This is a genomic window from Carnobacterium inhibens subsp. inhibens DSM 13024 (genome assembly GCF_000746825.1).
Lineage (GTDB): Bacteria > Bacillota > Bacilli > Lactobacillales > Carnobacteriaceae > Carnobacterium_B > Carnobacterium_B inhibens.
The window spans coordinates 528,104-554,802 of the sequence record NZ_JQIV01000006.1; the positions used below are offsets into that span (position 1 = coordinate 528,104).

The window sequence follows — 26,699 nt, forward strand, 5'->3', positions numbered from 1 at the left end:
CTCTCCTTTTAAATGGTGCAGCTTTCACAAGCATTTGAACCAATTTCTTCTGAATTTTCCGTAAACGTACGAACGTAATAAATAGATTTAACACCTTTTTTCCAAGCATAATGACGTAAAATATTTAAGTCACGTGTTGTTTGTTTGGTTGTGCGTCCATTTTTCCATTCATACAACCCTTCAGGAATTTCAGAGCGTAAGAAGAGAGTTAAACTCATACCTTGATCGATATGCTTTTGAGCTGCTGCATAAACATCAATAACTTTACGCATGTCCATATCATAAGCAGACAAGTAGTAAGGCATCGTTTCATTGGATAAGAAAGGAGCAGGATAATAGGTTTTACCAGTCTTTTTCTCTTGACGTTCTTCAATTAAACGTGTAATTGGGTGTAAACTAGATGATGTTTCATTTACATAACTAATTGAACCCGTTGGCGCTACAGCTAAACGATTTTGGTGGTATAACCCATCTTTCATCACTGCTTCTCTTAAAGCTGCCCAGTCTTCTACAGAAGGTACATGTATCCCTTCAAATAACTGTTGAACTTTTTTACTCGTAAAGGCAAAATTTTCGTTAATATAGTGATCAAAATAAGTGCCATCTGCATAAGCAGATTTTTCAAAGTTATAAAAAGTTGTCCCTCTTTCTTTAGCAACTTTATTACTAGAAGCCAAAGTATAATAATTTAATAACTTAAAGTACACATCTGTAAATTCAACGGATTCTGGTGAGCCATAATGAATTTGATTCAAAGCTAAGAAAGTGTGTAATCCCATTGCTCCTAATCCAATCGTATGGTATTTATCGTTCCCATTTTTAATGGAAGGTACTGCATCAATGCTGGATTGATCCGTAACCATGGTTAATGCACGCACCATCGTATCGATCGATTGTCCAAAATTAGGCGATTTCATTAGGTTCACAATATTAGTTGAACCAAGGTTACAGCTGATATCCGTTCCTAAATGCTCATAAGTTTGATCATTATTAATTAATGATGGTTCTTGGATTTGTAAAATTTCACTACACAAGTTACTCATTGTAATAGTTCCGTATACTGGGTTTGCACGATTCGCAGTATCGATATTAATGATATAAGGATAACCAGATTCCTGTTGAAGTTTAGAAATCTCATTTTCTAATTCACGAGCACTGATTTTTGATTTACGGATTTCTTCATTATTCACCATATTATCGTACTCTTTAGTAATATCAATATAAGCAAATGGTTCTCCGTAAATTCGTTCTACATCATATGGACTAAAAAGATACATTTGTTCATCATGAGCAGCTAATTCATAAAATTTATCCGGTACGACTAAACCAAGAGAAAGTGTTTTTACACGAATTTTTTCATCCGCATTCTCTTTCTTTGTCGAAAGGAATGATACGATATCTGGATGAAAAACATTTAAATAGACCGCTCCTGCTCCATTTCGTTGTCCAAGCTGATTAGAATAACTAAAACTGTCTTCTAATAATTTCATTACAGGTACAACTCCGCTTGAAGCATTGTCGATTTTTTTGATTGGATCTCCAGAAGCACGTAAATTAGATAAATTCACACCAACTCCGCCACCGATACGAGACAATTGCAACGCACTGTTCACTACACGGCCAATACTGTTCATATCATCCGTTGCTTGGATCAAGAAACAAGAAACCAGTTCTCCACGTCTCTTACGTCCTGCATTCAGGAATGTTGGCGTAGCAGGTTGATAACGTTGATTTACGATTTCATCCGCAAGTTTGCGAGCTAATTCAGTATCCCCATCAGCTAAATATAACGCATTGAATACGATTCGATCTTCATAGCGTTCTAAGAAACGTTGTCCATCATTCGTTTTCAAAGCATATTGTGTATAAAATTTAAAAGCTGACATAAATGAGCGGAATCTAAATTTCCGACTGTAAATATCATCAAATAATGAATGGATGAATTCTCTTTCGTATTTCAATAAAAACTCTTCTTCTATATACTCTTCTTTAATTAGATAGTTCAATTTTTCTTCAAGTGTATAAAAGAAAACGGTATTTGGATTAACATGCTCCAAAAAGTAAGCTCGTACCGCTTCACGATCTTTATTTAAAGGAATCTTTCCATCCACAGGTCTATTCAATTCATTGTTTAATTTAAAATACGTAACCTCTTTTGGTTTTGAGGCTAATTTAGGTTTATCCAATATCATTCACCACTTTCTTTAATTGTGCAACATCTTCCTCATTGCCTTGAAACTCAAAGGTATGTAATAAGGGTACTTGATAATCGTGAGCCAGATCTTTTGCCGTAAAAGCGAATAATTTACCAAAATTCAAATTCCCACCACCAGCTACCCCTTTTAAATACCTTTTATTATCAGCTGTTTCAATAAAATCGTTTAATAATTCAGTTGCTTCTTTATCATACGTTGGTGCAACAATAATGAACGGTTCTTCTAAAACAATATATGGATTCGTTGGCGTCAATTCCAACAAATCCATACTGAGTTTGTTAACAAACTTTCTAGTCTGGCCGGTTAAACTAATATAAACGACTTTCATGCTAATTGATCAAGGAGATCAGGGCGGAATCCATTAAAGGCTTCATGTCCTTCTATAGAAATAACAGGAACAGAGCTAAACCCAAGTTCTTTAACTTCATTTAAAGCTTCTTCTGATTCAAAGATATCTTTTACCTCGTAAGAAATACCTTTATCTTCTAAATATTTTTTAGTGAAATTACATTGCATACAGTTTGGTTTAGAGTAAACAATAATCGTTTTTTGCGTCATAGGTCATTCTCCTTAATAATTCATTTTTAAGTTCGTTTTCATCTATTTCTCTATTCGTATTCTACACTTATTCTCTCTCACTGGCAAATAAAAAAACCACTATATCTAGTGGTTTTCCTATTGACATATTCATTTTTTCCTATATGTGGTATTTGTCATTCATGCTTGTGAACAATAAACAGTTGAGAAACCTACAGTTATTTGTCTCCAAACCTTTCTTCGTGTAATTTTCACATTTGAAAAAAATCTAAAAAAACTTTTTTTATTTTTTTAATCCTCACGAAATCAATTTATTAAAGATTTTAGAATATTTTTACATTTTTTTGAATAATACTGTATACATCTTTATTTGTTTCATTCGCTTATAATTAATTTTCCTTTTCTGAAAAGAAAAGAAAAATTTTCTATTTTCAACATTAAAAAAAAGTTAGAAAAGCTGAGTAGTCAACTTTTCTAACTTATCAATTTATGTCTCAGGAGAGATTCGAACTCCCGACCGTCCGCTTAGAAGGCGGATGCTCTATCCAACTGAGCTACTGAGACATGTCCTAGCAACAAAATTAATTATATGTAATAATGAATAAAAAGTCAACACTTTTTGCCAATAAATTTTAAATTTAAGAAAGAATGTTATTTTAATCAGTTGAATTTAATAAATACACCCTTTACAATAATTATTAAACAAGTTAGGGAGGTTTTAAAATGGGGTTAATTGGTGGTCTTTTAGGAAACGCCGGGAACATCAGCGAGAATGAGGCTCGAAAAAAACTATCAGGTGTCATTTTGGATACTGAAGAAATCGATTTAGCGTTTAAATTGGTTCGTGATTTAATTATTTTTACCAATAAGCGTTTAATTGTCATTGATAAACAAGGTGTCACAGGTAAAAAAACGACTTATCATTCTTTGCCATATAAGTCGATTAGTCGCTTTCTGGTTGAAACAACCGGCCATTTTGACTTAGATGCTGAATTGAAGATCTTTATTTCCAGTGCTGCTGAACCAGCTATTACGTTGCAGTTTACAAATGATAAACACATTACAGCAATTCAACAAGCTTTGGCACTAGCTGTACTCTAAACCAAGTAAAAAAGAAGAGAGTGAGACAAAAAGCGTTTAGACCCGAATCACTGGAACGAATAAGCGCAGTATGGTCATCGACCATCGAGCATTGTTCGCGAAGTGGACGTCGGGTCTGCTTTTTGGAGCACGTTTTAGAATGAATATTCGTATAAAAAGAGGAGGCTAGGATTTTTGTCCCGGCCTCTTCTTTTCTTTTTAATACAATTTCAAGTATTGTTCTCTTTCCCATTCAGTCACTTGCTCACGAAAAGCAGCCCATTCGATTTTTTTAGCATTGACAAAGTTTTCATAAATATGATCACCCAAACCAGCTTTAATCGTATTATCTTTTGCTAAGTATCCTAAAGCTTCATGCAATGTTCCAGGTAAATCATAAATCCCATTTTCATAACGATCTTTTTCGCTCATTACATAAATATTGCGGTTGATAGGTACTGGAGCTTCCATTTTATTTTTCACACCATCTAACCCAGCTTTCAAAAGAACAGCCATCGCTAAATATGGATTTGCGCTAGGGTCGACACTACGTAATTCAACACGAGTAGACATTCCCCTTGATTGCGGTACACGAATTAGTGGTGAGCGATTACGGCCGCTCCATGCAATGTATACAGGCGCTTCATATCCGGGTACAAGACGTTTGTATGAATTTACAGTAGGGTTAACGATTGCTGTAAATGCTTTTGCGTGATCTAAAATACCAGCTAAAAATTGACGTGCTGTATCACTTAGTTCCATATCCCCATCTTTATCGTAAAAAGCATTACCTTCTTTTGTAAATAAAGATAAGTTGAAATGCATTCCAGATCCATTGACTCCATATAATGGTTTAGGCATAAACGTAGCATGTAAACCATGTTTACGAGCGACAGTTTTTACAATCAATTTAAATGTTTGAATGTTATCGCATGCTTCGATCGCACTTGCATATTTCCAGTCGATCTCATGTTGTCCTGGTGCAACTTCATGGTGACTAGCCTCGATTTCAAAACCAAGATCTTCTAATTGCAATACGATATCGCGACGGCAATTTTCACCTAAATCTGTTGGAGCTAAATCAAAATAGCCTCCATCGTCATTCAACTCTAAAGTGGGCTCATTTTTTTCGTCTAATTTAAAAAGGAAAAATTCAGGTTCAGGTCCTAAATTAAACTCAGTAAACCCAAGTTCTTCCATTTCTTTCAAAGTACGCTTCAAGTTAGAACGAGGATCTCCAGCAAATGGTGTACCATCTGGATTGTATACGTCACAAATCAGACGAGCGATTTTACCAGAACCTTCAGTCGTTTCCCATGGGAAAATCAACCAAGTATCTAAATCCGGTCTCAAATACATATCGCTTTCTTCTATCCGTACAAATCCTTCGATTGAAGAGCCATCAAACATTAACTCATTATCCAATACTTTTTTCAGTTGACTAATGGGTACCTCAACATTTTTAATTACACCTAAAATATCAGTAAACATTAATCGCAAGAAACGGACATTTCCTTTTTTTGACGCCTCTTCAATTTCTTTTCTCATAAACTTAGCCATACATTTTTTTCTTCCCTTCTCTTAGCAACTTTTTAGTTTGTTATTACCCTATTCGATTTTGATTAAGAAACGAATTTGCCGTTTTAGCACTTAATCCACTTACCGCTAGAAATTCATCATGCAAGATTTTTCGTACGTCATCATCTGTCATAACTTTATTTACTTCTTGTTCTCTAGCTTTTTCTTTATTCTCCTGCAGCTCATAAATGCGTTTGATACCCGCCATATTGATTCCATCTGATAAATAATCTTTAATCTCAAGAAGAACATCAATATCATTTAAAGAATACATTCGGCGATTTCCTTCATTCCGCAAAGGATGGATTAGATCCTGTTCTTCATAGTAGCGAATCTGTCGTGCAGTTAAATCTGTTAGTTTCATAACTGTACCAATCGGAAAAACCGACCTTGAACGTCTAAGTTCTTTCTCACTCATTTAAGTCCTCCTTTCGATTACTTTTATAGAATAGCAGTCTTTTTTTTCTCTGTCAACAAAAAAATGCATCTTATGTCAGAAAATCTAACACGTCAAAACGAACGATTCATTTTTTAATCATTCATTTGTTCCGATTAAAAACTCAAAATTGAACTATACCAATTGTATTAGAACGAAAAAAAAACCCAATGGACAGTAAAATTGTCCATTGGGGTTTTTCATTTTGGTCTATTTTTTAATATAAGGTTAGATATTTTTCTTTTTCCCATTCAGAAACTTGTTCACGATAAGCAGCCCACTCTACATGTTTAGCACTGACAAAACTTCTATAGATATGTTCACCCAAAGCTTCTTGAACGACTTTATCTTCTTGCAAGTATTTAACAGCATTATGCAAAGTAGATGGAAGATCTTTGATGCCTTTTTTGTATCGTTCTTCTGAAGACATACGATAGATATTGCGATCTATTGGTTTAGGTACTTCCATTTCTTTTTTCACTCCATCTAGTCCTGAATACAACAATGTTGCAACGGCTAAATAAGGATTAGCACTAGGATCAACACTCCGCAATTCAATACGAGTAGAAACTCCTCTTGAGCTTGGAATACGCACAAGTGGTGAGCGATTACGAGCACTCCATGCGATATAAACAGGTGCTTCGTATCCTGGAATCAATCGTTTATAAGAGTTTACAGTCGGATTACAGATAGCCGTATATCCTAAAGCATGATCCAATATACCTGCTAAGAAATGATAAGCCGTTTTACTTAAACCAAGTTCATCTTCTTCATTACAAAGAACATTGCCCTGATTGTTAAATAAAGACATGTTAAAATGCATTCCAGAACCACTTACACCAAACATTGGTTTAGGCATGAATGTCGCATGCAAACCATGTTTGCGGGCAACTGTTTTTACGATTAGTTTAAACGTTTGGATATTGTCACATGCTTCTATGGCACTTGCATATTTCCAGTCTATCTCATGCTGACCGGGAGCTGTTTCATGATGACTAGCTTCAATTTCAAAACCTAATTCTTCTAGTTGCAACACAATATCACGGCGACAGTTTTCGCCTAAATCCGTTGGAGCAAAATCGAAATACCCGCCATTATCATTTAATTCAGTCGTTGGTTTTCCATTTTCGTCTAATTTAAATAAGAAAAATTCGGGTTCGGGTCCTAAATTAAACTCTGTAAAGCCTTGTTCTTCCATTTGTTTTAGAACACGCTTCAAGTTGTTTCTAGGATCTCCAGCAAATGGTGTACCGTCCGGATTATAAATATCACAAATCAGACGAGCAATTTTTCCGTTTTCAGATTCCCAAGGGAAAATTAACCACGTTGATAAATCTGGGCACAAAATCATGTCGCTTTCTTCAATTCTTACAAAACCATCAATGGAAGAGCCATCAAACATCATTTTATTGTCCATGACTTTTTCTAGTTGACTAATAGGCACCTCAACATTTTTAATGATTCCATCTATATCCGTAAACATCAATCGTAAATACCGAACATTTTCTTCTTTTGCACTTATTTCGATTTCTTTCCTTGTAAATTTTTTCATTTTGTATTTATTTTCTCCCTTTTATTAGACATTTTTTTAGTAATCATTACCTTATTTTAATATAAAAAAGTTTAAAAGAAACGCGAAGGGCCTTTTGTATCAATTCCTCTTAAAGCTAGAAACTCGTCTTGTAAGATTCGCCGGACGTCATCGTCTGTCAAAGCAGAACGCTCATCGTTTTCCTCTTCATTTTCTTTCAATTCATAAATACGCTTAATACCTGCCATATTGATTCCTTCGGCTAAGTAATCTTTTATTTCAAGCAGCACGTCTATGTCATTTAACGAGTACATTCTTCTATTTCCTTCATTCCGTTCAGGACAAATCAGCTTCTGTTCTTCATAATAACGAATTTGACGGGCTGTTAGATCGGTCAAAGTCATTACTGTTCCAATTGGAAATACAGACATGGAACGCCTTAGCTCTTTCTCGTTCATGAGGGTCCTCCCATCCAGCTCTATTACTACAGTAACAAGGTCAATTAAAATTGTCAAAAATCTTACATCATTTAGTGAATATTCTAATGTGCTTCACTGCACAGCTGGTTTTCTTTTTTTCTATCCTTGAAAAAACAGTTCTTCTACAGCTGAACTCACTGCTAACTTAACATGCTCATACGTTAGCCCGCCTTGAACATACAGCGTGTATGGGGGACGGATCGGACCATCTGCTGTTAATTCCATGCTGGAACCTTGTATAAATGTTCCTGCCGCCATAATCACATCATCTTCATAACCAGGCATGTAAGCACCTATTGGAGAAACATGTGCATTAATTGGAGAATATTTTTGGATCGTTTGTGCAAATTTAATCATTTTTTCTTTATCATTCAAAGAAATCATTTGAATAAGGTCTGTTCGCTCATCATCCCACTTGGGTGTACTTTCTATGCCACAAGCTTCTAAAAGAGCAGCTGTGTATACAGCGCCTTTTACTGCTTCTCCAACCGTATGCGGAGACATGAAAAAGCCCTGATACATTTCTTGAAGGCTGTATAAAGAAGCACCTGCCTCTCTTCCTATTCCTGGTGTTGTTAACCGGTAGCCGCAAGCTTCAATCAATTCTAATTTCCCAACAATGTAACCACCTGTTTTAGCCAATCCGCCACCTGGATTTTTGATTAATGATCCTGCCATCAAATCCGCCCCAACTTCAATCGGTTCTTGTTCTTCAACAAACTCGCCATAACAATTATCGACAAAAATGATGACCTCAGGATTGACTGCTTTGACAAATTGAATCATTTCTTTTATTTGACGAATCGTAAATGAAGGTCTGCTTGCGTATCCTCTAGAACGTTGGATAGCGACCATTTTAGTTTTTGCCGTCATTTTTTCTTTTATGGCATCAAAATCTGGTTTTCCGTCTGCCAATAAATCAACTTGATCAAAACCCATTTGGTATTCTTTAAATGAGCCAATGCCGTTTCCAGTCACTCCAACAATTTCAAGCAACGTGTCATAAGGAGCACCAGAGATGTACAATAAATCATCTCCAGGGCGCATAACACCAAATAAGGCTGTTGAGATAGCATGTGTTCCAGAAATAATTTGAGGGCGGACTAATCCTGCTTCTGCTCCAAAAACTTCTGCATATACTTCTTCTAATGTATCTCTCCCGAAATCATCGTATCCGTATCCAGTCGTAGGATTAAAATGTTGTTCCGTAACTTTTTTATTTCTAAAGCTTTGCATGACCTTATTTTGATTGAATAAGGCTATTTCATGTATGCGGTCATGAATCGGTTTTATTTTTTCTTCCACTACTTTTATTTTTTCAATTAATTCTGGTGCATAATGACTGTTCCAACTCATGACGTTTGATTCTCTCCATTCCATTTAGACTCTGCTTTCGCGTAGCCTTTAACAATATAAACATTTTTTTCTTCATCGTATTCTTCTGAGATCACTAATGTTTCTCTTTTCAAGCGCACCAATTTTTCTCCTTGATCTACGTTGATTTCAAGACGATAAGAAACCATCAATTCCTTCATTTTATCCATGATAACGGACAGTAAGTGATCAATGTCTTCAGGATCATTCGCTGAAATCACCACATTAGGAAAAAGAGAGGGGTAAAAAGCATCTTCGACTAGATCTTTTTTATTATATACCGTTAACATCGGTATTTTTGCCATGTCCAGTTCTTTCAACAATTGCATAACCGTTTGTTCATGTCCTGACAAGTTCTCCGCAGAAGCATCAACGACATGCAAGAGAAGATCAACACCTTTTGTTTCTTCTAGGGTCGATTTGAACGATTCAATTAATTGTGTAGGCAAATCTTGTATAAAACCAACGGTATCGGTAAGCGTCACTGTCATTCCGCTAGGCAGCAGCAATTGACGCGTCAAAGGATCTAGTGTTGCAAATAATTGATTTTCTTCATACGTATCTGCTTGAGTTAACTTATTTAATAACGTTGATTTCCCAGCATTTGTATATCCCATTAAACCAATTTGAAACGTGCCGCTTTCTTTACGTTGTTCACGAGTTCGACTGCGGTGCTTTTCTGTTTCTGTTAAATCACGTTTAATATCTGTGATTTGATCACGGATGTGTCGACGATCGGTTTCTAATTTTGTTTCCCCTGGACCACGTGTTCCAATCCCCCCACCTAGTCGAGACAAGTTAACCCCTTGACCAGCTAAACGAGGTAGTAAATACTGCAACTGAGCTAATTCAACTTGTAATTTACCTTCTTTACTTTTAGCACGCATGGCAAAGATGTCTAAAATCAATTGGATTCGGTCAATGACTTTCACTTCATCCATTAAAACTTTTTGAATATTTCTTGTTTGTCCAGGTGTCAGCCCTTGGTTGAAAATAACTGTATCTGCTTCTAACTCATCTACTAAAGCAACCAATTCTTCCATCTTGCCTTTACCTAAAAAGGTACGTGAATCTACTCGTTCTCTTTTTTGAGTTAGTTCTCCAACTACTTCACCTAGAGCCGTTTCCGTCAATTGTTCTAATTCTCTCAAAGAATATTCAAAATCCAGGTTACTTTCATTAGTTTGAACTCCTACAAGGATAACGCGTTCGACTGTTTCAGCGGTTTCTTTTGTTTCCATTACGTTCACCTTCTATTCTAGTATTTTAAACACATTGTCCACACTATTTTTTTAAAAATGCTCGGACTTCTTCTACTACTTGTTGTTCTTTCTCAGGATGACTCACTAAATCAACCCACTCCACATTTTCCAATCGGTTTTTAAACCAAGTAAGCTGGCGTTTAGCATACCGTCTTGAATTTTGCTGGATGGCCTCTTTTGCTTCTTGTAAGGTAATCTTATTTTCAAGATATGGAAACAATTCTTTATAACCGATTCCTTTTGCGGCTTGTGCATCGGGCAATTGTTGTTCATATAACCATTTTACTTCTTCAATCAAACCCTTTTCAAACATTTGCTCTACACGAAGGTTGATTCGACTATATAACTCTTCTCGATCAGTTGTTAGACCAATAATTTTCGCATCATAAAGGAGCTCTTTTTCCTTACGCTCACTTTGATAACTAGAAAAAAGTTGACCGGTCACCTGATACACTTCAAGCGCTCGGATAATACGTCTGCGATTATTAAAATGAATTTTTTCTGCAGCAGCTGAATCTACTTGATTTAATTGTTCCCACAAATAGCGATTTCCTTTTTCTACGGCTATCGCTTCTTGTGCTTCACGAAAAGCCTCATCATTTTCTCCGCTTCCACCAAACGTCACATCATACAATAAAGATTCGATGTATAACCCTGTACCCCCTACAATAATTGGTACTTTCCCTTTAACTGAAATATCTTCAATTAAAGACCGAGCTCTCTTTTGGAAATCAGAAACAGCATAAGGAGTCGTTACATCCACTTCATCAATGAGATGATGCGGTATTTCTCCTTGTTCTTCCTTAGATACTTTAGCTGTTCCAATAGTTAGATTGCGATAAATTTGCATAGAATCTCCACTGATAATTTCTCCATTTAATTCCCGCGCTAAGGAGAGACTTAAACTTGTTTTCCCAACAGCTGTTGGTCCTACAATGATAATAATTTTTTTCTTTTCCACCTTATTCTCCTTCATACTGCCATTTATTTCTTATGTGAAGAGCTCTCTCAGGATAATCTGTGATAATACCTGCTACTTGTTTTTGTAAACAATATTGGATGTCCTCATTCTTATTAACTGTCCAAATGCGTACTGGAATTTCGGAGTTACGAATACCTTTAAACCAGCTTAGTTTCGGATGCCACATTCTAACAGGAATAGTTGGACTTAGAGAAGTAACATTTTCACCATTATTTTCAAATAGTAACGCTATTTTACAAGTAGGATCTACTTCTTTGAGTTGAACTAATGTTTCATAGTTAAAACTGGAATATTCTACACTAAATGACCAATCCTTTTCAGTTACAAAAGCCCATACTTTTTCTACGATTCCTGGGTAAGAATAATTATCTGTTTTTAATTCGATATTTACAAGGCCTTGATAGTCTACTTCTTCAAGTAAATTAAAAACTTCTTGAAGTGTTGGAATACAGCAATGACTGAATTCAGGAGAATACCAACTTCCGGCATCTAGTTGTTTTAGTTCGGTTAATGTTAAATTTTGAACGTTTCCTTTTCCATTCGTTGTCCGTTCTACTGATTCATCATGGATAACAATTAGTTCATTGTCTAAACTTAAATGAATATCTAGCTCAATGCCATCGCTTCCCACTCGAACAGCTTCTCGAAATGCTTCTAATGTGTTCTCTGGATGTGTGCCTTTACTTCCTCGGTGAGCAATAATCTTTGTACGGTCCATAACTTACAATCCCTCCATCGCTTACATTCCTAATAATTATAGCATATTTCTATAATAAGCCCTATAGTCAGCTTTCTTCTCACATGAAACTGTCGTCTTTTCTCAAAAAGTAACGTACAATAGAAACTGTAGTAAGGAGGCAGGTAAATGTATTTAACCATCGAAGAAACCGCAGACTATTTAGAACTTTCAACGACTGATATTGTACGTCTTATTCGTGAAAAACAGATTCGTACTTTATCTGATGGCGAAACTATCTTGATTTATAAAGAACAATTCAATTTGTATTTGCGCGAAATTGAAAAATACAAAAAAGAATTACAAGAGTATTTAGATGAACCCATTCCAGAGGATATTGATATAAAGGATGAAGATTAACATAAAACAAGCTTAAGAGAAGTAGACCAAATGGCTATTTCTTGAGCTTGTTTTATTTTTTTCTTATTATTTTCTTTACTAAAGGAACGTATGTTCGTATAATAAGGGTAAGCTTATACGAAAGGATGCCGTTTGGTATGATCAAAATGAATTACTCAAAGGAACCTAGAAGAGATATCTTATGCATTGATGTGACCTCTTTTTTTGCTTCTGTCGAGTCCGTTAGACTTGGCCTCCACCCTTTAGCTTCATATGTTGTTGTGATGAGTAAAGCTGATCAAGATGGCGGACTAGTTTTAGCTGCTGCTCCTAGAGTAAAGAAAGAATATGGTATTAAAACAGGATCAAGACGATATGAGATTCCTAAACATTCCTTTATTCAGATCGTTGAACCTCACATGACTTTGTATTTAAAAGTCAATGCTATGATTAACGCTATCTTTTTGGAATTCGTAGCAGAAACAGATTTGCATCTTTATAGTATTGATGAGTCTTTTTTAGATGTCACCGCTTCGCATGCCTTATATGGTTCTACAAAAGAGATTGCTTTAAAGATCCAAATGACGATCTGGCAACGACTTCGTTTGTTTGTGACGATTGGCATCGGAGATAATCCGCTCATGGCAAAATTAGCCTTAGATAATGCTGCAAAAAAAGAAAAAAACGGCATTGCAGAATGGCATTATAAAGATGTTCCCGAAACCCTTTGGAAAATTCAACCTATTACAGAAATGTGGGGTATTGGATCGCGCACGGATTCAAATCTTTACCGTTTGGGGATTGATTCTGTTTATGACCTTTCACAATACTCTGTTCATTCCTTAAAAAAAATACATGGAACTATTGGAGAACAACTTTTTTATCATGCTCATGGTATTGATCAAAGTATTATCTCTCAGAAATACACTCCTCTATCTCGTTCATTTGGCAAGAGTCAAATATTAGATCGTGATTACATAGATGCATACGAAATTGAAGTAGTTATTCGAGAAATGGCTGATCAAGTAGCTGCTCGCCTGAGAAACCATCATGCTCAAACGGGTATGATCCATTTAACGATTCGTTTTTCTGGAGAAATTCTGGATAAAGGGTTCAATCAGCAACTAAAAATTTTCCCTACTTCTTCCAGTCAAAAAATCATTGAGACGTGTTTATTTCTTTTTAGAAAACACTACAATAATGAACCTGTTCGTCAATTAGCCATTAGTTGCGGAAAAATACACTACCAATCAGATTTACAATTGGATTTATTCGAATCAGCTGAACAGACCATTAGCCGTGAAGAACTAGAAAAAGTGATTGATCGCATTCGGTTTAAGTATGGTTACACTTCCCTTGTACATGCTAGTAGTTTAACCTCAGGAGGAACAGCTATTAAACGCAGTGGCTTAGTCAGCGGACACCAGGGTTAAGTCATATTATAAGAAAAAGAGTTGAGACAAAATGTCTCAACTCTTTTTTACTCATTAATGAGCTGTTTTAGTTTTTCCAGTCCAATCACGGTATCCACCTTTAAGGTGATAAATATCTGTATGGCCCTCTTTACGTAAACGAAGCGCAGCACGTAAACTTAGCGCTTTATTATGATCATAAAGATAAATAGGTTGATCTTTTCTTATTTCAACGCTGCGTGTTTTAAAAGTTGAAAAAGGAATGTTTCTAGCTCCTAAAATGTGCCCTGCATCAAAGTCCTTCTTTTCGCGGACATCAATTAATTGAACTTTACGCATTTCTTTTTTAAACTCTTCTTCTGTTAGTTCCACAGATGCGTTTTTACGTTTGAAATAACTGTAAATTTCGTAACCTGCCCATACTATAATAATAATCCATAAAACTGCATTAATAATTTGACCTATATTCACTTCTTGTGTACCCCTTTCAACTTGTTCTACAGGGATAATTGTACACAAGAATCGTTTGTTTTACTAGCTTTTTTTATATAAGACCTTTTCAACTCTCGTTACTGACTCTAATTAGGCATACTAATTAAGGAATAGATTTTTTGTTGTTCAATATCTATAATACTTTCAAATCGCCAACCATATAAACTATATTTCCCATTATGAGCCATTGAGATTGGCGCATTGTCTGGGAGATCAATAATCGGCTTAATGGTCTTATTCTCAAAATCCAACTCTCCAAACTCAAATTCCCCAGTTTCAAGTTCCAATTGTGCCGCTTCTTTTGCAAATACTCCATAGACAGGTGTGTTTCTTGCAGCCTGACTTAAGTAAGGAAAAACAAGACGATTATTCATGGTCACTTTGGGAATAGACATGAAAGATTGATCAACCATAAATGGATACTGATAACTTAGAAGCAACTCATCTTCAGCAAAGTCTGAAGGTGTAAATGTAATGAATGTATCATCATGTATAAAAAAGCTTGAAACTTGACTCTTTAATCGCAGTGTTTCGTTTGTCCGAATATCTCCCATGTAAAGCTCACCCGTTTCAAGAGAGAAATCCTCTTTATTATCTACATATAAATATAGATTAGCTGAATACCACAAGGGCGTTAATGAAGCAGATGGTATAGAAACAATCTCGTTAGTCTCTGTATTCCAATCACCAACTACCATATTAGAATCGGATTGGTAGTATGAAATAAAGATATGGTGTTGATCTGCTGGATTCCAGTTCACATTAACAAAGCCTTTCGTTTCTAAAGGCAATGTTTGAACAACTGCACCGCTCCTATCAATTACTCTTAACTCCCCACCATTTTCGCTAGCAACTTGAATCACTATCTGTTGTTGATTTTCTGAAATAATAGCTGTTAAAATAATCGATCCGGCTTCATAAATAGGCTCAGTTTCTCCTGTGAAAATATTAAAAAGAGATAATGTATCATTATTTACTTCGCCTGAATGAATCAATACTTCTTCATCAGACATCCATCCAATCACTTTTCTAAAACTTTCATATTCAATAGGAATTTCTTTATAAGACAATGGCTTTTTTTCAGACACAGTTGGTTTATTATCTTGATTTTTGTTGCAACTCAATAAAAATAAGGAAGCAGAAAAAAGCAAAATAGCTAAACTAAATATCATATATTTTTTCTTTTTCCTTTTCATCTCATCACCTTATTTTTTTGATTAATTGACATCGTATGGTTACCTGCTAGTACCATTCCAAAAACTTTCATCTAAAGTATAGCATATGCTATGCCGTTTTACACTTTATTAGCCTACTTCACCTTACTAGAGATACCTAAATGAAATCATTTGGAACACTAAAAAAAGAACTACGATACCATTTAAAAATGGAATATCTGGGTTCTTTTTTGCACTCATCTTGAGCAATAAATACTTTTTTAAAATTGGTATATAAGTGCGCCTTTTAAATTAAATAGTTAATACCAATCAAATGCTACTTTTCTTTCCAATTCTAAGTTAATATTCTTTGCTTTCATTTCCTTTGAAAATTGTTCTAGTGAATCATATTCGACAACTTCTCTGGTGTCTCTGATAACTATTAAATAATACACATCTGAATAAACATCCAGATCATCTTTTTTGCTAGAAGCAATAATATAATCATTATTCCAATTTAATTTAACAATACTGTCCGCAAATTCAATATGTATTTCTTCATTATCATATTGGAGTACTGAAAATGATGCAGACATTGATTGAACACTATAATAGTCATCTATCCTTATTTCATGAGCAGTAGAGGAAGTTCCAGATGCACGATAACGATTATCAGGGTTTGTTGAAAGGAATTCCCGACCGAAGATCAAAATAAAAGGCAATAAGATTACTAAAAGAAATACTACTGACAACAAACTTTTTTTGGTCATTTTACTTTCTCCCCGAGTTTTAGGATAGGCTTAGCTCTTTTTTTTGACATCATTACATAACCTCTATTCGTTAGTTTATATATCTTAACCATTATTCAGTTTAAAAGATTCATTAGATTGTTTAGCCTTCTAAATCTGATTTGCGAAGAAGACAATAACCTAGAATAATTAAAGTATAGCCAAAAATGATTTCTTTGTTTAATACCGCCAAAATAGCACCACAAAAAGTAAAGATCGATACAATCTGATAACAATTTTTTTTACTTATTTTTTTCATTATAATATCTCCCATAGCCATTCTTCTAACCAAATAATTCATAATCAAATTATCTATCTCATCTCATAAAATTAAAAGAACGTGTTGGTTTACATAGTAGCAACCAATGGGTGCTACTATGCAACTAATGGTTTATAGCCAATACTCTTCACTTTCCGTATGATGGAGATAAGAAATAAATAAGGAAGAAGGCAATTGACATCAGGAGAAAAGTTGAAGGAAAGCAGAACCAATAATTTAAACAAAATAGAAATGATTGAATGGTAAAAGGAGTTACTATAAAAATGGAAAAAACTAAATTGATTCGGTTTAAAGAAGGTTTTTTATATGCGTTACTCTTTATGGGATTTAATGGACTAAAAGAACTTATTTTTGATTATGTAGAAACGAGTCAGCTTTTTCGTGAATTCAGCCACGCACCCAGGGAAGTAATTGGAGTAGTTGCCATTACTATTTTAGGATTATGGATAGTGCTTGGTTTACTACTTGGATTCGGTTTAATTGTTTCAGATGCCTTGAAAAGATGACGGTCTTAAACTTTTACACAACCATTGTTTCACGCTGCATTGATGTTAAAAACGAGTTAATAGAGAATGAATTATCCCAATCTCCACATGTATTTTACTCGTTTCAAGACTGCCTAGCTCTTTTAATTTAGCAGAAAGAAGGAAATTAAATTGTCAGATAAAATTAAAAAATTTCTTAAAATACTTGGTCAATACTATTTATTATTTGCAGGAACGCTTATAGGCACTAAATTTATTATTATGTTGAACAATAAAGACACTATAAAAAATACATTAACTTCAGAATTTTTTTTTAGTTTCATTTGGGCTATTCCATTATTAACTATCATTGTAATGATTAAAGTAGTTGTTAAGAACTACATAAAAAAATAAACTATCTACTTTCTACTAAACAATGTTTTATCAATATATAATAGGAGTTTTGCTGATGATTTATTTATTAATGACAGTAGTGCTAGTTTTAGGAGGACTAACGTATATTCAAGCGACAGAAATAAACAAATTAAAGAGTCTCTTTTCATATAATCAATCTAAAATGATTAAAGATGCCTTAGAATACTTAAAAGTAATGAATGAAATACAAACTATTAAAAATATTAGACAGGACTATTATCCTATCGATTTAGTTCAAGCGAAAAAAATAGTTGAAAAAGCTAAATCACGTAGGTAAACAATGCTTAAAGTATTTCCATTGAAAATAAACTAAAAATAGGAGAACAACAATGAAAAAATTACTAATTACATTTCAATTTTTATCTTTTATAGTTCTAGGAATATCATTAATAGGATTTCTATTAGTTTCCCCCTCCATACTTGCAGTTGGTACAGATAAGTTTGATTTAGGCAGATGGTTAGACGCCGATATCTTTTTAGTTAAGTTTGGGTTAATCTTATTTGTAATTGGTTTGCTCTTCCATCTAATTGCACTTATTTTCAGTTTACGGTTAAAAAGTAATTAGGATTAAATATAAGGTTGAGCGAGTTACCTATATTAATTACTATAGAAGCAATAAAAAAAGAATTAATTTATACTATATACAAGAATTCACTAATTTAGGAGGGTTTTTTTGAATAAAGAAATTTTTAAACAACCAAATTTTTACCTAGCTCTATTTAATTTTTTTATAGGACTTTTATTTATTTTTCAAGAAGGATCTGTTGCAAGAACAGCTAGTTATATTTTCCAACTAAATTTCATATTCAATATGTATATTATAAATAGTCCAAAAAAAAATAAACACTAATATTTCAAAAAGGGTGAAGAAATCAATAATGGTTGGACGTTGCAACTCATTTAAATGCCCCCTTCTCTCATAAAAATGATATATGATTTTATGGAAACTACTTTGTTTAGTTCTATGTACTATTATAAATAAACAATTAAGTATCAGGAGGAGATAAAATGTTAATAATGCTTTTAGCAGTCATTGGTCTCGTTATCGTTGGTTGGAGTTGGTCTAAATTGGATGGTATTACCGATTATTGGGTTGATCAAGGAAAAAAATGACAAATAATAAATCTTTTATTAGAACATAAATGGACAAAAGCATTTTCAAAAAAACTTTTCCATATAATTTGTCCTCTTTTTGTACCATTCACTAAAACGATTAGATCTTATTAAATCTATCTTGGATTGAAATAAAGGAGATACAGATCATTGTTTACTTTTTATTGCATTCATTAATTGAATTTTTAGTGAAATTCCTGCTTCTCTCTTAATCTTTATCATATTCCCAAATATATTGACCCCTATTTCTAATAAAACAAATAGGGCACTAAGAGCAATACCACTAGCGACTATATATTTTAACATTGGATTATCTCTCCTTATTGTCGAGATTAGAAATAAACACTTCACTCCACAATTATTTTGACACTATTGTAATTTTTTTATTTTGTTTCTTTTTATAAGAACTGGAAGAACCTAAACGGTGTTAGGAAACACATCTATACAATTGCATATATCAATGTGTGATTTTATCTCTAAAACAATTCATGTATTTTTTATCAAGAGATCAATTTTTTCTTTTATTATCCAATATCTTTAGATGATATGTATTTACTAAAAAGAAACTACCAAAGAATATGACGAAGCCAAAAACAAGAAAGGTTATATACATTGTAAATGTAAGTGAAGTTGAATGTGCACTAAAATTCAGGATAAGAGTAAAAGCAAGTAAGGAGTAATAAAGTATATAACTCCTTACTTGCTGATGTTATTTCAACTGTATCCCCGTCTGTAACTTCTGTTTTATTGCTTCTAGATCCGAATTGGGTTACTTGCAAAAATGCTTTGTCATTTTGAATAATGATTTCTGTTTTTTGAGAATCTGCAATCTTCAATACTTTTTCTCCATTTAATTTTACTGAAATTCTCGAACCCTTACCGAACCCAACCAGTGTTACGCTTTATTGTGACAGTCATGCCTTCATTCCTTTCCTCAAAGCGATGAATCTTAACACCTTAGATACAAACATTTCAAAATGTAAAATTATGATTGCTTAGCACGTAATTTATCAGCTTTAATATCTAAAGACATTATTTTATCTAATTTCATCTATCTTCTTTTAAAAACATAATGTTAAAAAAAGCAATACCAAAAGATAAACCTGCGCTAGTAGAAAATATGCTGAATAAATCTATTTTAGAGGGCCTAATGATGTAATCAAAAACATAATTCAAAATACTTAATAAAATAAATAAGGCAATAAATTTAAAGATACTTTTTCTTATATAAACCCATTTATACTTCCTTGTATTTACAATGGCTATAAGAGGAACGTATGCTAGCATGAAGAAGACAAGAAATATATAACCTACTAAGAATTTAAAAGAAAGATCATTGTCGCTATTTTTATAAACAATAAAAAGCGATAGTATAGTCATTATTGTAAATAAACTATAAAGAATTTTTGTGAAAATCAATTGCTTAGATTTTTTCATTTTGTACCTCTCTCAAATAATTACATATCTGACTTTATTATCTAATATTTTTTAAATGAATTATATCATTAAGCGCATTAGTTAACTGGACAATAATGACACATATACTCCTCAAAGTGTGTGTGTTTATTTACATGAATAAGCGGCAGTTAACCAGCCTACAAGTAAGAAATATTTTTTTATCTATATATTTATGGACTTTAACTTTCTAATATAATAATAAACACGCACAAAACCAATCAAAATGAATAGAATTTTAAATAGTAAGTTGTCAGTGTATCCATTTAAAAATTCATTTCCCCACATAATAATAAGGATAATCATACTCATCATATCCGTCGCAGTAACAATTTTTAATAATGTTGGAAGACCCATTCAATCTCTAACTCCTATTAAATTTATTTTTTAAGGTCTTGATTTTATTTAACAACAGACAAATTGCTGAACAAATAAAACCAAAGAACCCAATATAGAGCATATTTTTCCCAACTGTATAATTCAATGCTAGCTCTTTTTGTGTTCTTAATAGTTCTTCTCTATCTATAGGATCAAAATCTTGAATAGGAATAAGTATGGCCCATAAAAATAACCAATAATGATTGTTACTATAGATAAGAGGAGACATGAAACTAGGATTTAAGTTAAACTAAATTTCATCAATAGTTATTCCTTTCTTATCAGCTTTTATCATTTCATAAATACATGAAATAACAAGATTTTGTATACGTATCAATTCAACTATAAACTAAGTATAAAAGTACAGGAGCAAACATAAGTATAGCCAATATTATCAATGCAACTATCAGGAATTTTTGATATTTTTTCATCTTAACACCTCCGTAAAATAATTAAACACTATTAAAAGTTAATGCTTTATTTATATTGCAGTTGATTAGGAATTATATCCAAATATGACTGTTATAAGTAAAATGTATAAAGAAATTAACGTAAGCAGGCTTCCAGTAATCACACAAATTAAAGCTATTATTCTGTTTTTTTTTTGCAATTTTATTCCGCTAATTAAGAGGAGAATTCCTCCAATCAAGAAAAACAATTCAACTAGCAATATAGGCCATTTAAGTTCTACTGTTCTTTGTATAAACTTCACTATAAGCCTCCTTTCCCCTTAATATAAACCTTATTTAACATAATTCTTAGCTTGAAGGTCACTACTGGTCTTTATTTCTTTTACTATCTATTCTGTTCCTTATAAAATAGGTTAGTGGAATAGAAACAAACATAAGACCTGAAAATAATTGAATAGCTCCTCTGCCTATCTCCCCATTTATGATTAGTTCTTCAGGAGAAATTAAATAAGTTTGATAAGTTGTATATAAGCCGATTCCACCTATTATTAAAAATAACCAAGAGTAGCTCTTTTTATCATCATTTTTATGAAAGTAAGCATTTTGGTAGACACAGGCATTTGCAAAAAATATTCCTACTACAAACAGTATAATCATGGTTTCTAGCTCTTTAGTTGCTCCCCACTTCAAATTAAAAAATAATCCAAGTAAATAATTTAATACTAATAAGCTATTTAAAAATAGAAAGGAAAAATAGCCATACTTATATCTCATAGATTTTTGATAGTCATCATACTTTTTCATTACTCTGCCTCCTAGTTACTATAAATTAAGAATGGAAAGACTTCATTTATAGCTCTTATTGTCTCTCACTTTGATTGGAAAGTAACGCACACAATGGTTTACATCTAGCAACCAGTGGTTTACATTTATCAAAAATCATAAATAAATACAAATAAGAGCTTTAGCACTTAATCAAAAATGCTAAAGCTCTTATTCTTGCAATACATGATTCTAAGCACTTTTATGTATAAGCAAATAAAAATTCTATCTAATTCTTAAATGCAAGTTTTATACCTAAAACAAAAGAGAATATGGAAAGAACAACATACCTTACTATGTTTAAAACCGCTTCTAGGATATAGAGGTTAATATCCATTCCATCCTCATCAGGCATTGGATAGACCATATTGGGTAAACGAACTAATAGTAATACAGCTACTAAAATTAAAACATAGCCTAAAATCTTTTTATAATTTTTCATAACTACTTCCTTTCAGTTTTCTAATTCATAAAAAAATCTATAGTGACTTTATTTATAAGTAAATTTTTTCTTGCTGACCCAGTACCCGTTTCTGACCTCTTAAAACATTCCAAGCCATTTTTTCTATATTTATAAATTTATTTTAACAAAAAACAGTGGTATAATACATTATTTTATAGAATTTAATGTATTTTAGTGAATGATATGTAATGAACCGATGATGAATCAAACCTACAGCATGTATGCACCAATTCGTTGCGGGTTTGCATCAATTTATTGCTTGCAGAACTAGTCATTTTAAGCGAAACTATTAAGTATAGATCTATCTTAACAAACTAGGAGGCTCAATTTATGGAGTTAGCTGAACGATTAAAATATGAACGTGAAGACAGAAAAATGTCTCAGTCTTTTGTCGCTAAAGAGTTAAATATCTCTAGACAGTTATTATCTAAATGGGAGTTAGGTAAAAGTATCCCCGATTTGGAAATGATCCAACTACTTAGTGAATTTTATAATTTTTCCATAGACGATTTACTCAATAAAACGTCACCGGAAAAAACAACTAGTAGTATTCTAGAAACCATTTCTAAGATGACGCCAGAAGATATTATTGAACTACTTATTTTAGGATTTGGTCTACCACTTATTCTTTTTGCTGTCTTTTTTTAACATAGTAGTGAATAAAAAAGAACCTTACAAGGTTCTTTTTTATTTTCGTTAAAATTATATTAAAATATAGAATGGAAAATTGTTCCAACTAAATCAAAAAAAGATTCAATTTGCTTTTTTAATGAATACGTTAGCTTTTTTTTCATTATTTATTCCTCTCCCATTGTTTTATTAAATCTCTATTATCATAACTACTTAAAAGCTAGAGTTTGTTATACCAAATCCTTATATATACTCACATAGGAACATAAAAGGATCGGTACAAAAAGCCTTATGGATAATTTAACTATAGATTATTCCATTCTTCACGAAGAATTCCGTACTTGATAGAATCCCAATATTGATTTTGCCAATAACGAACCTTTCTTATTCTTCCTTCTAACGTCATGCCTACTTTTTCACCTACACGCATCATTCCGTTATTTCCAGACCAAGTAGTAAAACCGATGTGAGGTAAATTCGTTACATTTTCAAATAAATGATCAATCCATAACTTTAAAGCAATAGTAGAAATTCCTTTGTTCCAATATTCAGGATTGTATATACAAATTCCAGCTTCAAGCCATTTATTTAAATTTCCATCACCATAATAATAAGAAACTGTTCCAATAATTTCGTTATTATATGTAATGCTCCAAGTATTGCCTTCCGCTATCCATTTTTCCCCAACTTGATTAATAAATGCTGCTTTTTCATAAATAGGATTATTAAAATATGGTCCATTCCAATTCATCCAACTATTTTTTTCTGCCCATAAGCTATTTTCCAAATAACTTCCAAATCTTTTGGCTTAATAGGATAAATGTTTATTTTATGATTAGTTAAATTTTTATTCATAATTCACTCCTATAAACTAATTTTTTCGTTCTTTTGAGGTCCTGAATATACGATCTTTCTCAAAATCATGTATTTTCTTTATTCTCTGTATTTTAGTATATAAAAAAACGATTAACGAAGCCTACCTAAGAAGCCTCGTCAATCGTCTTAAACTAGTGACTTTTTTTAACGCTATTTATTCAATTTTTTAAGTTTTATAATGTACCATTTAAATGTTCTTTAATTAAAGAACTTGCACCAATAACGCCTGCATTATTGCCTAATTCAGCTAATCTGATTTTTGTTGTTTTGCGAATCGTAGGATAAGTAAATTGATCAAAATACGTTTTAATTTGATCAGTTAAAAATACTCCTGCATGCGATACTCCGCCACCAATTACAATAGTAGAAGGATTTAATACATTTGCGACGCTGCCGCAAGCCATACCTAAGTAATAAGCCACTTTATCAATGACTGATACTGCCAATTTATCATTCTCTTTTGCTAAATCAAACACATCTTTAGCCGTGATCAATTGACCATCATCAATACTGTATTTTAATTTAGAATCGCCAGAATACTCATTTGAAAGGTCTCTTGCTAAACGGACAACTCCTGTAGCACTTGCTACTGTTTCGAGACAGCCTTTTTTCCCACATGTACAATCATATCCTTCTGGGTCAACTGTAATATGGCCTAATTCTCCTGCAGCACCTGCAATACCATGGACCAAACGTCCTCCAGCGATAATTCCTCCACCAACACCGGTTCCTAGAGTAATAAAGACAACATCATCTTCATTTTCTCCAGCCCCTCTCCAACGCTCACCAAGAGCGGCTACATTTGCATCGTTATCGATAGCAAATGGAATACCTGTGCCTTCTTCGATCAATTGTTTAACAGGCTGGCTTGTAGTCCAATTCAGGTTATAAGCACCAATGACGGTTCCCTCAGTACGATCGACCGTACCTGGTGATCCCATGCCGATTCCTATAAAATCTTCAGGAGATAATTGATATTTTTCAAGTTGTTCATTAATAGAGTCCACGATGGCAGGTACAATATGAGTACCTTTATCGGTAATATCCGTTACTATACTCCATTTTTGTTGAATCTCTCCTTCATTTGTTAAAATAGCAAATTTAGCAGTTGTACCGCCTAAATCGATTCCAATAATTTTCTTTGACATTCTAATTCCTCCACATTCAAGTTTCTAATCATTTTTTGTTTCTGATTCTACTTCTTTTCGATGTTCTCGTTTTAAAACAAGTAAAGCGGGTAAATATTCATCATTTTCTATTAAACCATTTTCATGCAATTTCTTTATCTCAACCATCATTAATTCAATATCCCATATCCGTTTTCCGATATAGACAAAAATACCAAATCGCTTCAATAGCTGTTGTACATCATATAATGTTCTCATTAGTTCACTTCCTAAAGTCCAAAGATTGCGGTAGATGCAGAGAGGTATCCTATAAGAGCCAAGATAATAATTATCACAACAAAAAGGCTGCCATAAATTATTCGCTTTTTCCTCCAATGTTTCATTGGATTAGGTACACTGATGGCATGCGCAATCAAAAAACCTCCTGCTAACCCGCCGAGATGCCCAGCCATATCAATAGAAGAACTAAATACCCCAAATACGATATTAATAATGATCAAGGTACCAAAGCTTTTAGCAATTTGCTGGATTGCCGGATTGTTTTTAAATGTTTGACCAAGCATAATAGCTGTTCCAAATAATCCAAACAAAGAAGTACTAGCACCAGCAGATATAGAATCACTGAAGGCAAAACTCGCAAGATTTCCCGCTATTCCACTGAGTAAATAAATACCAGCAAAACGTAAATGACCAAATACACTCTCGAGCTGTTCACCTAAATAATAGAGGGTAACTGAATTCATGAGCAAATGCATAAATCCTATGTGCAAGAATATTGGGGTGATCAATCTCCACCATTCTCCAAATAAAATATAAGGATTAAACTTAGCTCCGTACTTCACTAAAGTAGCAGTATTTGTGCTTCCGCCATCCAAAGTCATCAAAATAAAAGCTAGAATTTGAATAAATAAAAAAGCATACGTTACCACGGGTTTTCTAAAAAAACGCTTTATCTTCATTTTGGTATGATACTCCAAAAAAGTCAACTCCATTCTATTCACTAAAATCATCTACCTAATCGATTTTACATATCTGATAATCAGCAAACTTTACCATTTATTATAACATAAAGGATCTTATTCTTGGCAAAAATACGTAAGTTCCTTTTTAAAACGATAAACTAAAAAATACTGCTCAAGTTTAGCATTTGTATCTAAACTTGAGCAGTATTTTTTCCATTACCTTATTCAGTTGTTTATAAGTTGTTACTCCATGTTTCCAATATCTTTACTTAAGTTTTGGATTGCATCTAAATTTTCTTCTGTATGTTCTCCTTCAGACTCTTCTTTTGAATTGTTCGTATCTTGTTCTGATTCTGATTGAGAAACTGAAACGGTTACAATTTGGTTTGGGTTTAAATAACAAGAAGCTCCGCTTTCTTCTTCTATTAAAACAAGATTCTCTAATAATTCTCCATCTTTATCTGTTACTTTATTCAGCAATTGTTCAGTAGAACAAGTGACTAGTATTGATTTTCCATTACTTAAAAATACTTCACATTTATCCATTCTTAAAACCACCTTTTCATTTTGTTACTTTCAGTATAGCAAATACTCAACATTGAACCTAATACAATGATCTTTTTGTAAAAAATTGGATATAAAAAAAGACTTGAGTTAAAAACTCAAGTCTTAATCTATTTAATCTCATTTTTTGCGAATTGAAATAACAAAAATGTTATTTTGTTTCACGATGTAAAGTTACAACACGTTCGCGCGGGCAGTATTTTTTGAATTCAACACGGTCCGGATTGTTACGTTTGTTTTTCTTTGAGATGTAATTACGTTCTTTACATTCTGTACATTCCAATGTGATGTTTACACGCATGATTTTCCCTCCAAGCATTAAA

Annotated in this window: 36 protein-coding genes and 1 tRNA gene; 9 read left to right on the forward strand and 28 right to left on the reverse strand. The window is 33.1% G+C overall.

The features are described 5' to 3' along the window. Positions 1–8 precede the first annotated feature (8 nt). From nrdE to BR65_RS03630, 4 genes are all read right to left on the reverse strand, one after another. Positions 9–2,192, reverse strand: coding sequence for a class 1b ribonucleoside-diphosphate reductase subunit alpha (gene nrdE, locus BR65_RS03615; protein WP_051932631.1), 2,184 nt, complete (start codon positions 2,190–2,192; stop codon positions 9–11). After that, positions 2,179–2,544, reverse strand: coding sequence for a class Ib ribonucleoside-diphosphate reductase assembly flavoprotein NrdI (gene nrdI, locus BR65_RS03620; protein ID WP_023178076.1), 366 nt, complete (start codon positions 2,542–2,544; stop codon positions 2,179–2,181). The genes nrdE and nrdI overlap by 14 nt, the downstream gene beginning before the upstream one ends. Next, a complete protein-coding gene (nrdH, locus tag BR65_RS03625) occupies positions 2,541–2,774 on the reverse strand; it encodes a glutaredoxin-like protein NrdH (RefSeq protein ID WP_023178077.1) in 234 nt (77 codons plus the stop codon). Before nrdH ends, nrdI begins: the two co-directional genes overlap by 4 nt. Positions 2,775–3,243: 469 nt before the next feature. Then, positions 3,244–3,317, reverse strand: a tRNA-Arg gene (locus tag BR65_RS03630). 159 nt (positions 3,318–3,476) lie between these two features. Between BR65_RS03630 and BR65_RS03635 the strand changes: the two genes are divergently transcribed. Further along, a complete protein-coding gene (locus BR65_RS03635; protein WP_034536773.1) occupies positions 3,477–3,854 on the forward strand; it encodes a PH domain-containing protein in 378 nt (125 codons plus the stop codon). A 198-nt stretch (positions 3,855–4,052) separates the two neighbouring features. Here the strand turns inward: BR65_RS03635 and glnA (BR65_RS03640) are convergent, their stop codons facing one another. From glnA (BR65_RS03640) to BR65_RS03675, 8 genes are all read right to left on the reverse strand, one after another. Then, positions 4,053–5,393 carry a type I glutamate--ammonia ligase gene (gene glnA / locus BR65_RS03640; RefSeq protein ID WP_023178079.1) on the reverse strand — a complete coding sequence of 447 codons (1,341 nt, stop codon included), beginning with the start codon at positions 5,391–5,393 and terminating at the stop codon, positions 4,053–4,055. A gap of 43 nt (positions 5,394–5,436) precedes the next feature. After that, positions 5,437–5,829 (reverse strand): MerR family transcriptional regulator, encoded by a 393-nt coding sequence (locus BR65_RS03645; RefSeq protein ID WP_023178081.1) that lies wholly within the window; start codon positions 5,827–5,829, stop codon positions 5,437–5,439. A gap of 235 nt (positions 5,830–6,064) precedes the next feature. Next, positions 6,065–7,399 (reverse strand): type I glutamate--ammonia ligase, encoded by a 1,335-nt coding sequence (gene glnA / locus BR65_RS03650; RefSeq protein WP_023178082.1) that lies wholly within the window; start codon positions 7,397–7,399, stop codon positions 6,065–6,067. 71 nt (positions 7,400–7,470) lie between these two features. Then, positions 7,471–7,836 (reverse strand): MerR family transcriptional regulator, encoded by a 366-nt coding sequence (locus BR65_RS03655; protein ID WP_034536774.1) that lies wholly within the window; start codon positions 7,834–7,836, stop codon positions 7,471–7,473. A gap of 120 nt (positions 7,837–7,956) precedes the next feature. Beyond that, positions 7,957–9,213 carry a methionine gamma-lyase family protein gene (locus BR65_RS03660; RefSeq protein ID WP_034536775.1) on the reverse strand — a complete coding sequence of 419 codons (1,257 nt, stop codon included), beginning with the start codon at positions 9,211–9,213 and terminating at the stop codon, positions 7,957–7,959. Next, complete coding sequence (gene hflX, locus BR65_RS03665) at positions 9,210–10,472, reverse strand: GTPase HflX (protein ID WP_034536776.1); 1,263 nt, start codon at positions 10,470–10,472, stop codon at positions 9,210–9,212. The genes BR65_RS03660 and hflX overlap by 4 nt, the downstream gene beginning before the upstream one ends. A 43-nt stretch (positions 10,473–10,515) precedes the next feature. Then, positions 10,516–11,469: a tRNA (adenosine(37)-N6)-dimethylallyltransferase MiaA gene (gene miaA, locus BR65_RS03670; protein ID WP_023178090.1), complete on the reverse strand. Its 954-nt coding sequence runs from the start codon at positions 11,467–11,469 to the stop codon at positions 10,516–10,518. Then, positions 11,456–12,193 (reverse strand): glycerophosphodiester phosphodiesterase, encoded by a 738-nt coding sequence (locus BR65_RS03675; protein ID WP_034536778.1) that lies wholly within the window; start codon positions 12,191–12,193, stop codon positions 11,456–11,458. Before BR65_RS03675 ends, miaA begins: the two co-directional genes overlap by 14 nt. Positions 12,194–12,340: 147 nt before the next feature. Between BR65_RS03675 and BR65_RS03680 the strand changes: the two genes are divergently transcribed. Next, positions 12,341–12,571 (forward strand): excisionase family DNA-binding protein, encoded by a 231-nt coding sequence (locus BR65_RS03680; protein ID WP_034536779.1) that lies wholly within the window; start codon positions 12,341–12,343, stop codon positions 12,569–12,571. 137 nt (positions 12,572–12,708) lie between these two features. After that, positions 12,709–13,983 carry a Y-family DNA polymerase gene (locus tag BR65_RS03685; RefSeq protein ID WP_051932633.1) on the forward strand — a complete coding sequence of 425 codons (1,275 nt, stop codon included), beginning with the start codon at positions 12,709–12,711 and terminating at the stop codon, positions 13,981–13,983. Positions 13,984–14,037: 54 nt separating this feature from the next. Here the strand turns inward: BR65_RS03685 and BR65_RS03690 are convergent, their stop codons facing one another. From BR65_RS03690 to BR65_RS13950, 4 genes are all read right to left on the reverse strand, one after another. Then, positions 14,038–14,433 (reverse strand): rhodanese-like domain-containing protein, encoded by a 396-nt coding sequence (locus BR65_RS03690; RefSeq protein WP_023178096.1) that lies wholly within the window; start codon positions 14,431–14,433, stop codon positions 14,038–14,040. 107 nt (positions 14,434–14,540) lie between these two features. Then, positions 14,541–15,650, reverse strand: a complete 1,110-nt coding sequence (locus BR65_RS03695) for a YqgU-like beta propeller domain-containing protein (protein ID WP_034536781.1) — start codon at positions 15,648–15,650, stop codon at positions 14,541–14,543. A 278-nt stretch (positions 15,651–15,928) separates the two neighbouring features. Continuing rightward, positions 15,929–16,378: a hypothetical protein gene (locus BR65_RS03700; RefSeq protein WP_023178100.1), complete on the reverse strand. Its 450-nt coding sequence runs from the start codon at positions 16,376–16,378 to the stop codon at positions 15,929–15,931. A 121-nt stretch (positions 16,379–16,499) separates the two neighbouring features. Then, positions 16,500–16,655, reverse strand: coding sequence for a hypothetical protein (locus BR65_RS13950; RefSeq protein ID WP_023178105.1), 156 nt, complete (start codon positions 16,653–16,655; stop codon positions 16,500–16,502). Between the two features lie 284 nt (positions 16,656–16,939). On the opposite strand from BR65_RS13950, the gene BR65_RS03705 reads away from it, so the two are divergent. From BR65_RS03705 to BR65_RS13795, 5 genes are all read left to right on the forward strand, one after another. Continuing rightward, positions 16,940–17,182 carry a hypothetical protein gene (locus BR65_RS03705; protein WP_034536782.1) on the forward strand — a complete coding sequence of 81 codons (243 nt, stop codon included), beginning with the start codon at positions 16,940–16,942 and terminating at the stop codon, positions 17,180–17,182. Positions 17,183–17,332: 150 nt separating this feature from the next. After that, on the forward strand, positions 17,333–17,554 hold the full coding sequence (locus BR65_RS03710) for a hypothetical protein (protein ID WP_034536783.1): 222 nt from the start codon (positions 17,333–17,335) through the stop codon (positions 17,552–17,554). 55 nt (positions 17,555–17,609) lie between these two features. Then, complete coding sequence (locus BR65_RS03715; protein WP_023178111.1) at positions 17,610–17,852, forward strand: hypothetical protein; 243 nt, start codon at positions 17,610–17,612, stop codon at positions 17,850–17,852. 52 nt (positions 17,853–17,904) lie between these two features. Beyond that, positions 17,905–18,141: a hypothetical protein gene (locus tag BR65_RS03720; RefSeq protein ID WP_023178113.1), complete on the forward strand. Its 237-nt coding sequence runs from the start codon at positions 17,905–17,907 to the stop codon at positions 18,139–18,141. A gap of 108 nt (positions 18,142–18,249) precedes the next feature. Continuing rightward, positions 18,250–18,426, forward strand: a complete 177-nt coding sequence (locus BR65_RS13795; protein ID WP_156098844.1) for a hypothetical protein — start codon at positions 18,250–18,252, stop codon at positions 18,424–18,426. 410 nt (positions 18,427–18,836) lie between these two features. On the opposite strand, the gene BR65_RS13800 is transcribed toward BR65_RS13795, so the two are convergent. The 6 genes from BR65_RS13800 to BR65_RS03750 form a co-directional block, all read right to left on the reverse strand. Continuing rightward, positions 18,837–18,995, reverse strand: coding sequence for a hypothetical protein (locus BR65_RS13800; RefSeq protein WP_023178119.1), 159 nt, complete (start codon positions 18,993–18,995; stop codon positions 18,837–18,839). A 335-nt stretch (positions 18,996–19,330) separates the two neighbouring features. Further along, a complete protein-coding gene (locus tag BR65_RS03725) occupies positions 19,331–19,525 on the reverse strand; it encodes a hypothetical protein (RefSeq protein ID WP_034536785.1) in 195 nt (64 codons plus the stop codon). A gap of 211 nt (positions 19,526–19,736) precedes the next feature. Next, positions 19,737–20,126, reverse strand: coding sequence for a hypothetical protein (locus BR65_RS03730; RefSeq protein WP_023178123.1), 390 nt, complete (start codon positions 20,124–20,126; stop codon positions 19,737–19,739). 183 nt (positions 20,127–20,309) lie between these two features. Continuing rightward, the gene (locus BR65_RS03735; RefSeq protein WP_023178125.1) at positions 20,310–20,501 is read right to left on the reverse strand and encodes a hypothetical protein; all 192 of its coding nucleotides are present in this window, start codon (positions 20,499–20,501) and stop codon (positions 20,310–20,312) included. 794 nt (positions 20,502–21,295) lie between these two features. Beyond that, positions 21,296–21,736: a hypothetical protein gene (locus BR65_RS03745; protein WP_034536789.1), complete on the reverse strand. Its 441-nt coding sequence runs from the start codon at positions 21,734–21,736 to the stop codon at positions 21,296–21,298. A 247-nt stretch (positions 21,737–21,983) separates the two neighbouring features. Then, positions 21,984–22,196, reverse strand: a complete 213-nt coding sequence (locus tag BR65_RS03750; protein ID WP_034536790.1) for a hypothetical protein — start codon at positions 22,194–22,196, stop codon at positions 21,984–21,986. A gap of 351 nt (positions 22,197–22,547) precedes the next feature. On the opposite strand from BR65_RS03750, the gene BR65_RS13440 reads away from it, so the two are divergent. Next, on the forward strand, positions 22,548–22,865 hold the full coding sequence (locus BR65_RS13440) for a helix-turn-helix domain-containing protein (protein ID WP_051932635.1): 318 nt from the start codon (positions 22,548–22,550) through the stop codon (positions 22,863–22,865). 286 nt (positions 22,866–23,151) lie between these two features. Here BR65_RS13440 and BR65_RS03760 read toward each other — a convergent pair whose 3' ends face one another. From BR65_RS03760 to rpmG, 6 genes are all read right to left on the reverse strand, one after another. Beyond that, positions 23,152–23,634, reverse strand: coding sequence for a GNAT family N-acetyltransferase (locus tag BR65_RS03760; RefSeq protein ID WP_244877143.1), 483 nt, complete (start codon positions 23,632–23,634; stop codon positions 23,152–23,154). 262 nt (positions 23,635–23,896) lie between these two features. Further along, positions 23,897–24,871: an ROK family glucokinase gene (locus tag BR65_RS03765; protein WP_023178142.1), complete on the reverse strand. Its 975-nt coding sequence runs from the start codon at positions 24,869–24,871 to the stop codon at positions 23,897–23,899. Positions 24,872–24,895: 24 nt separating this feature from the next. Continuing rightward, positions 24,896–25,108 carry a YqgQ family protein gene (locus BR65_RS03770; RefSeq protein ID WP_023178144.1) on the reverse strand — a complete coding sequence of 71 codons (213 nt, stop codon included), beginning with the start codon at positions 25,106–25,108 and terminating at the stop codon, positions 24,896–24,898. Positions 25,109–25,119: 11 nt separating this feature from the next. Beyond that, positions 25,120–25,809: a rhomboid family intramembrane serine protease gene (locus BR65_RS03775; RefSeq protein WP_023178146.1), complete on the reverse strand. Its 690-nt coding sequence runs from the start codon at positions 25,807–25,809 to the stop codon at positions 25,120–25,122. Positions 25,810–26,055: 246 nt separating this feature from the next. Next, complete coding sequence (locus tag BR65_RS03780) at positions 26,056–26,358, reverse strand: hypothetical protein (RefSeq protein ID WP_034536794.1); 303 nt, start codon at positions 26,356–26,358, stop codon at positions 26,056–26,058. Between the two features lie 169 nt (positions 26,359–26,527). Beyond that, positions 26,528–26,677 carry a 50S ribosomal protein L33 gene (gene rpmG, locus BR65_RS03785; RefSeq protein ID WP_034536796.1) on the reverse strand — a complete coding sequence of 50 codons (150 nt, stop codon included), beginning with the start codon at positions 26,675–26,677 and terminating at the stop codon, positions 26,528–26,530. Positions 26,678–26,699 lie beyond the last annotated feature (22 nt).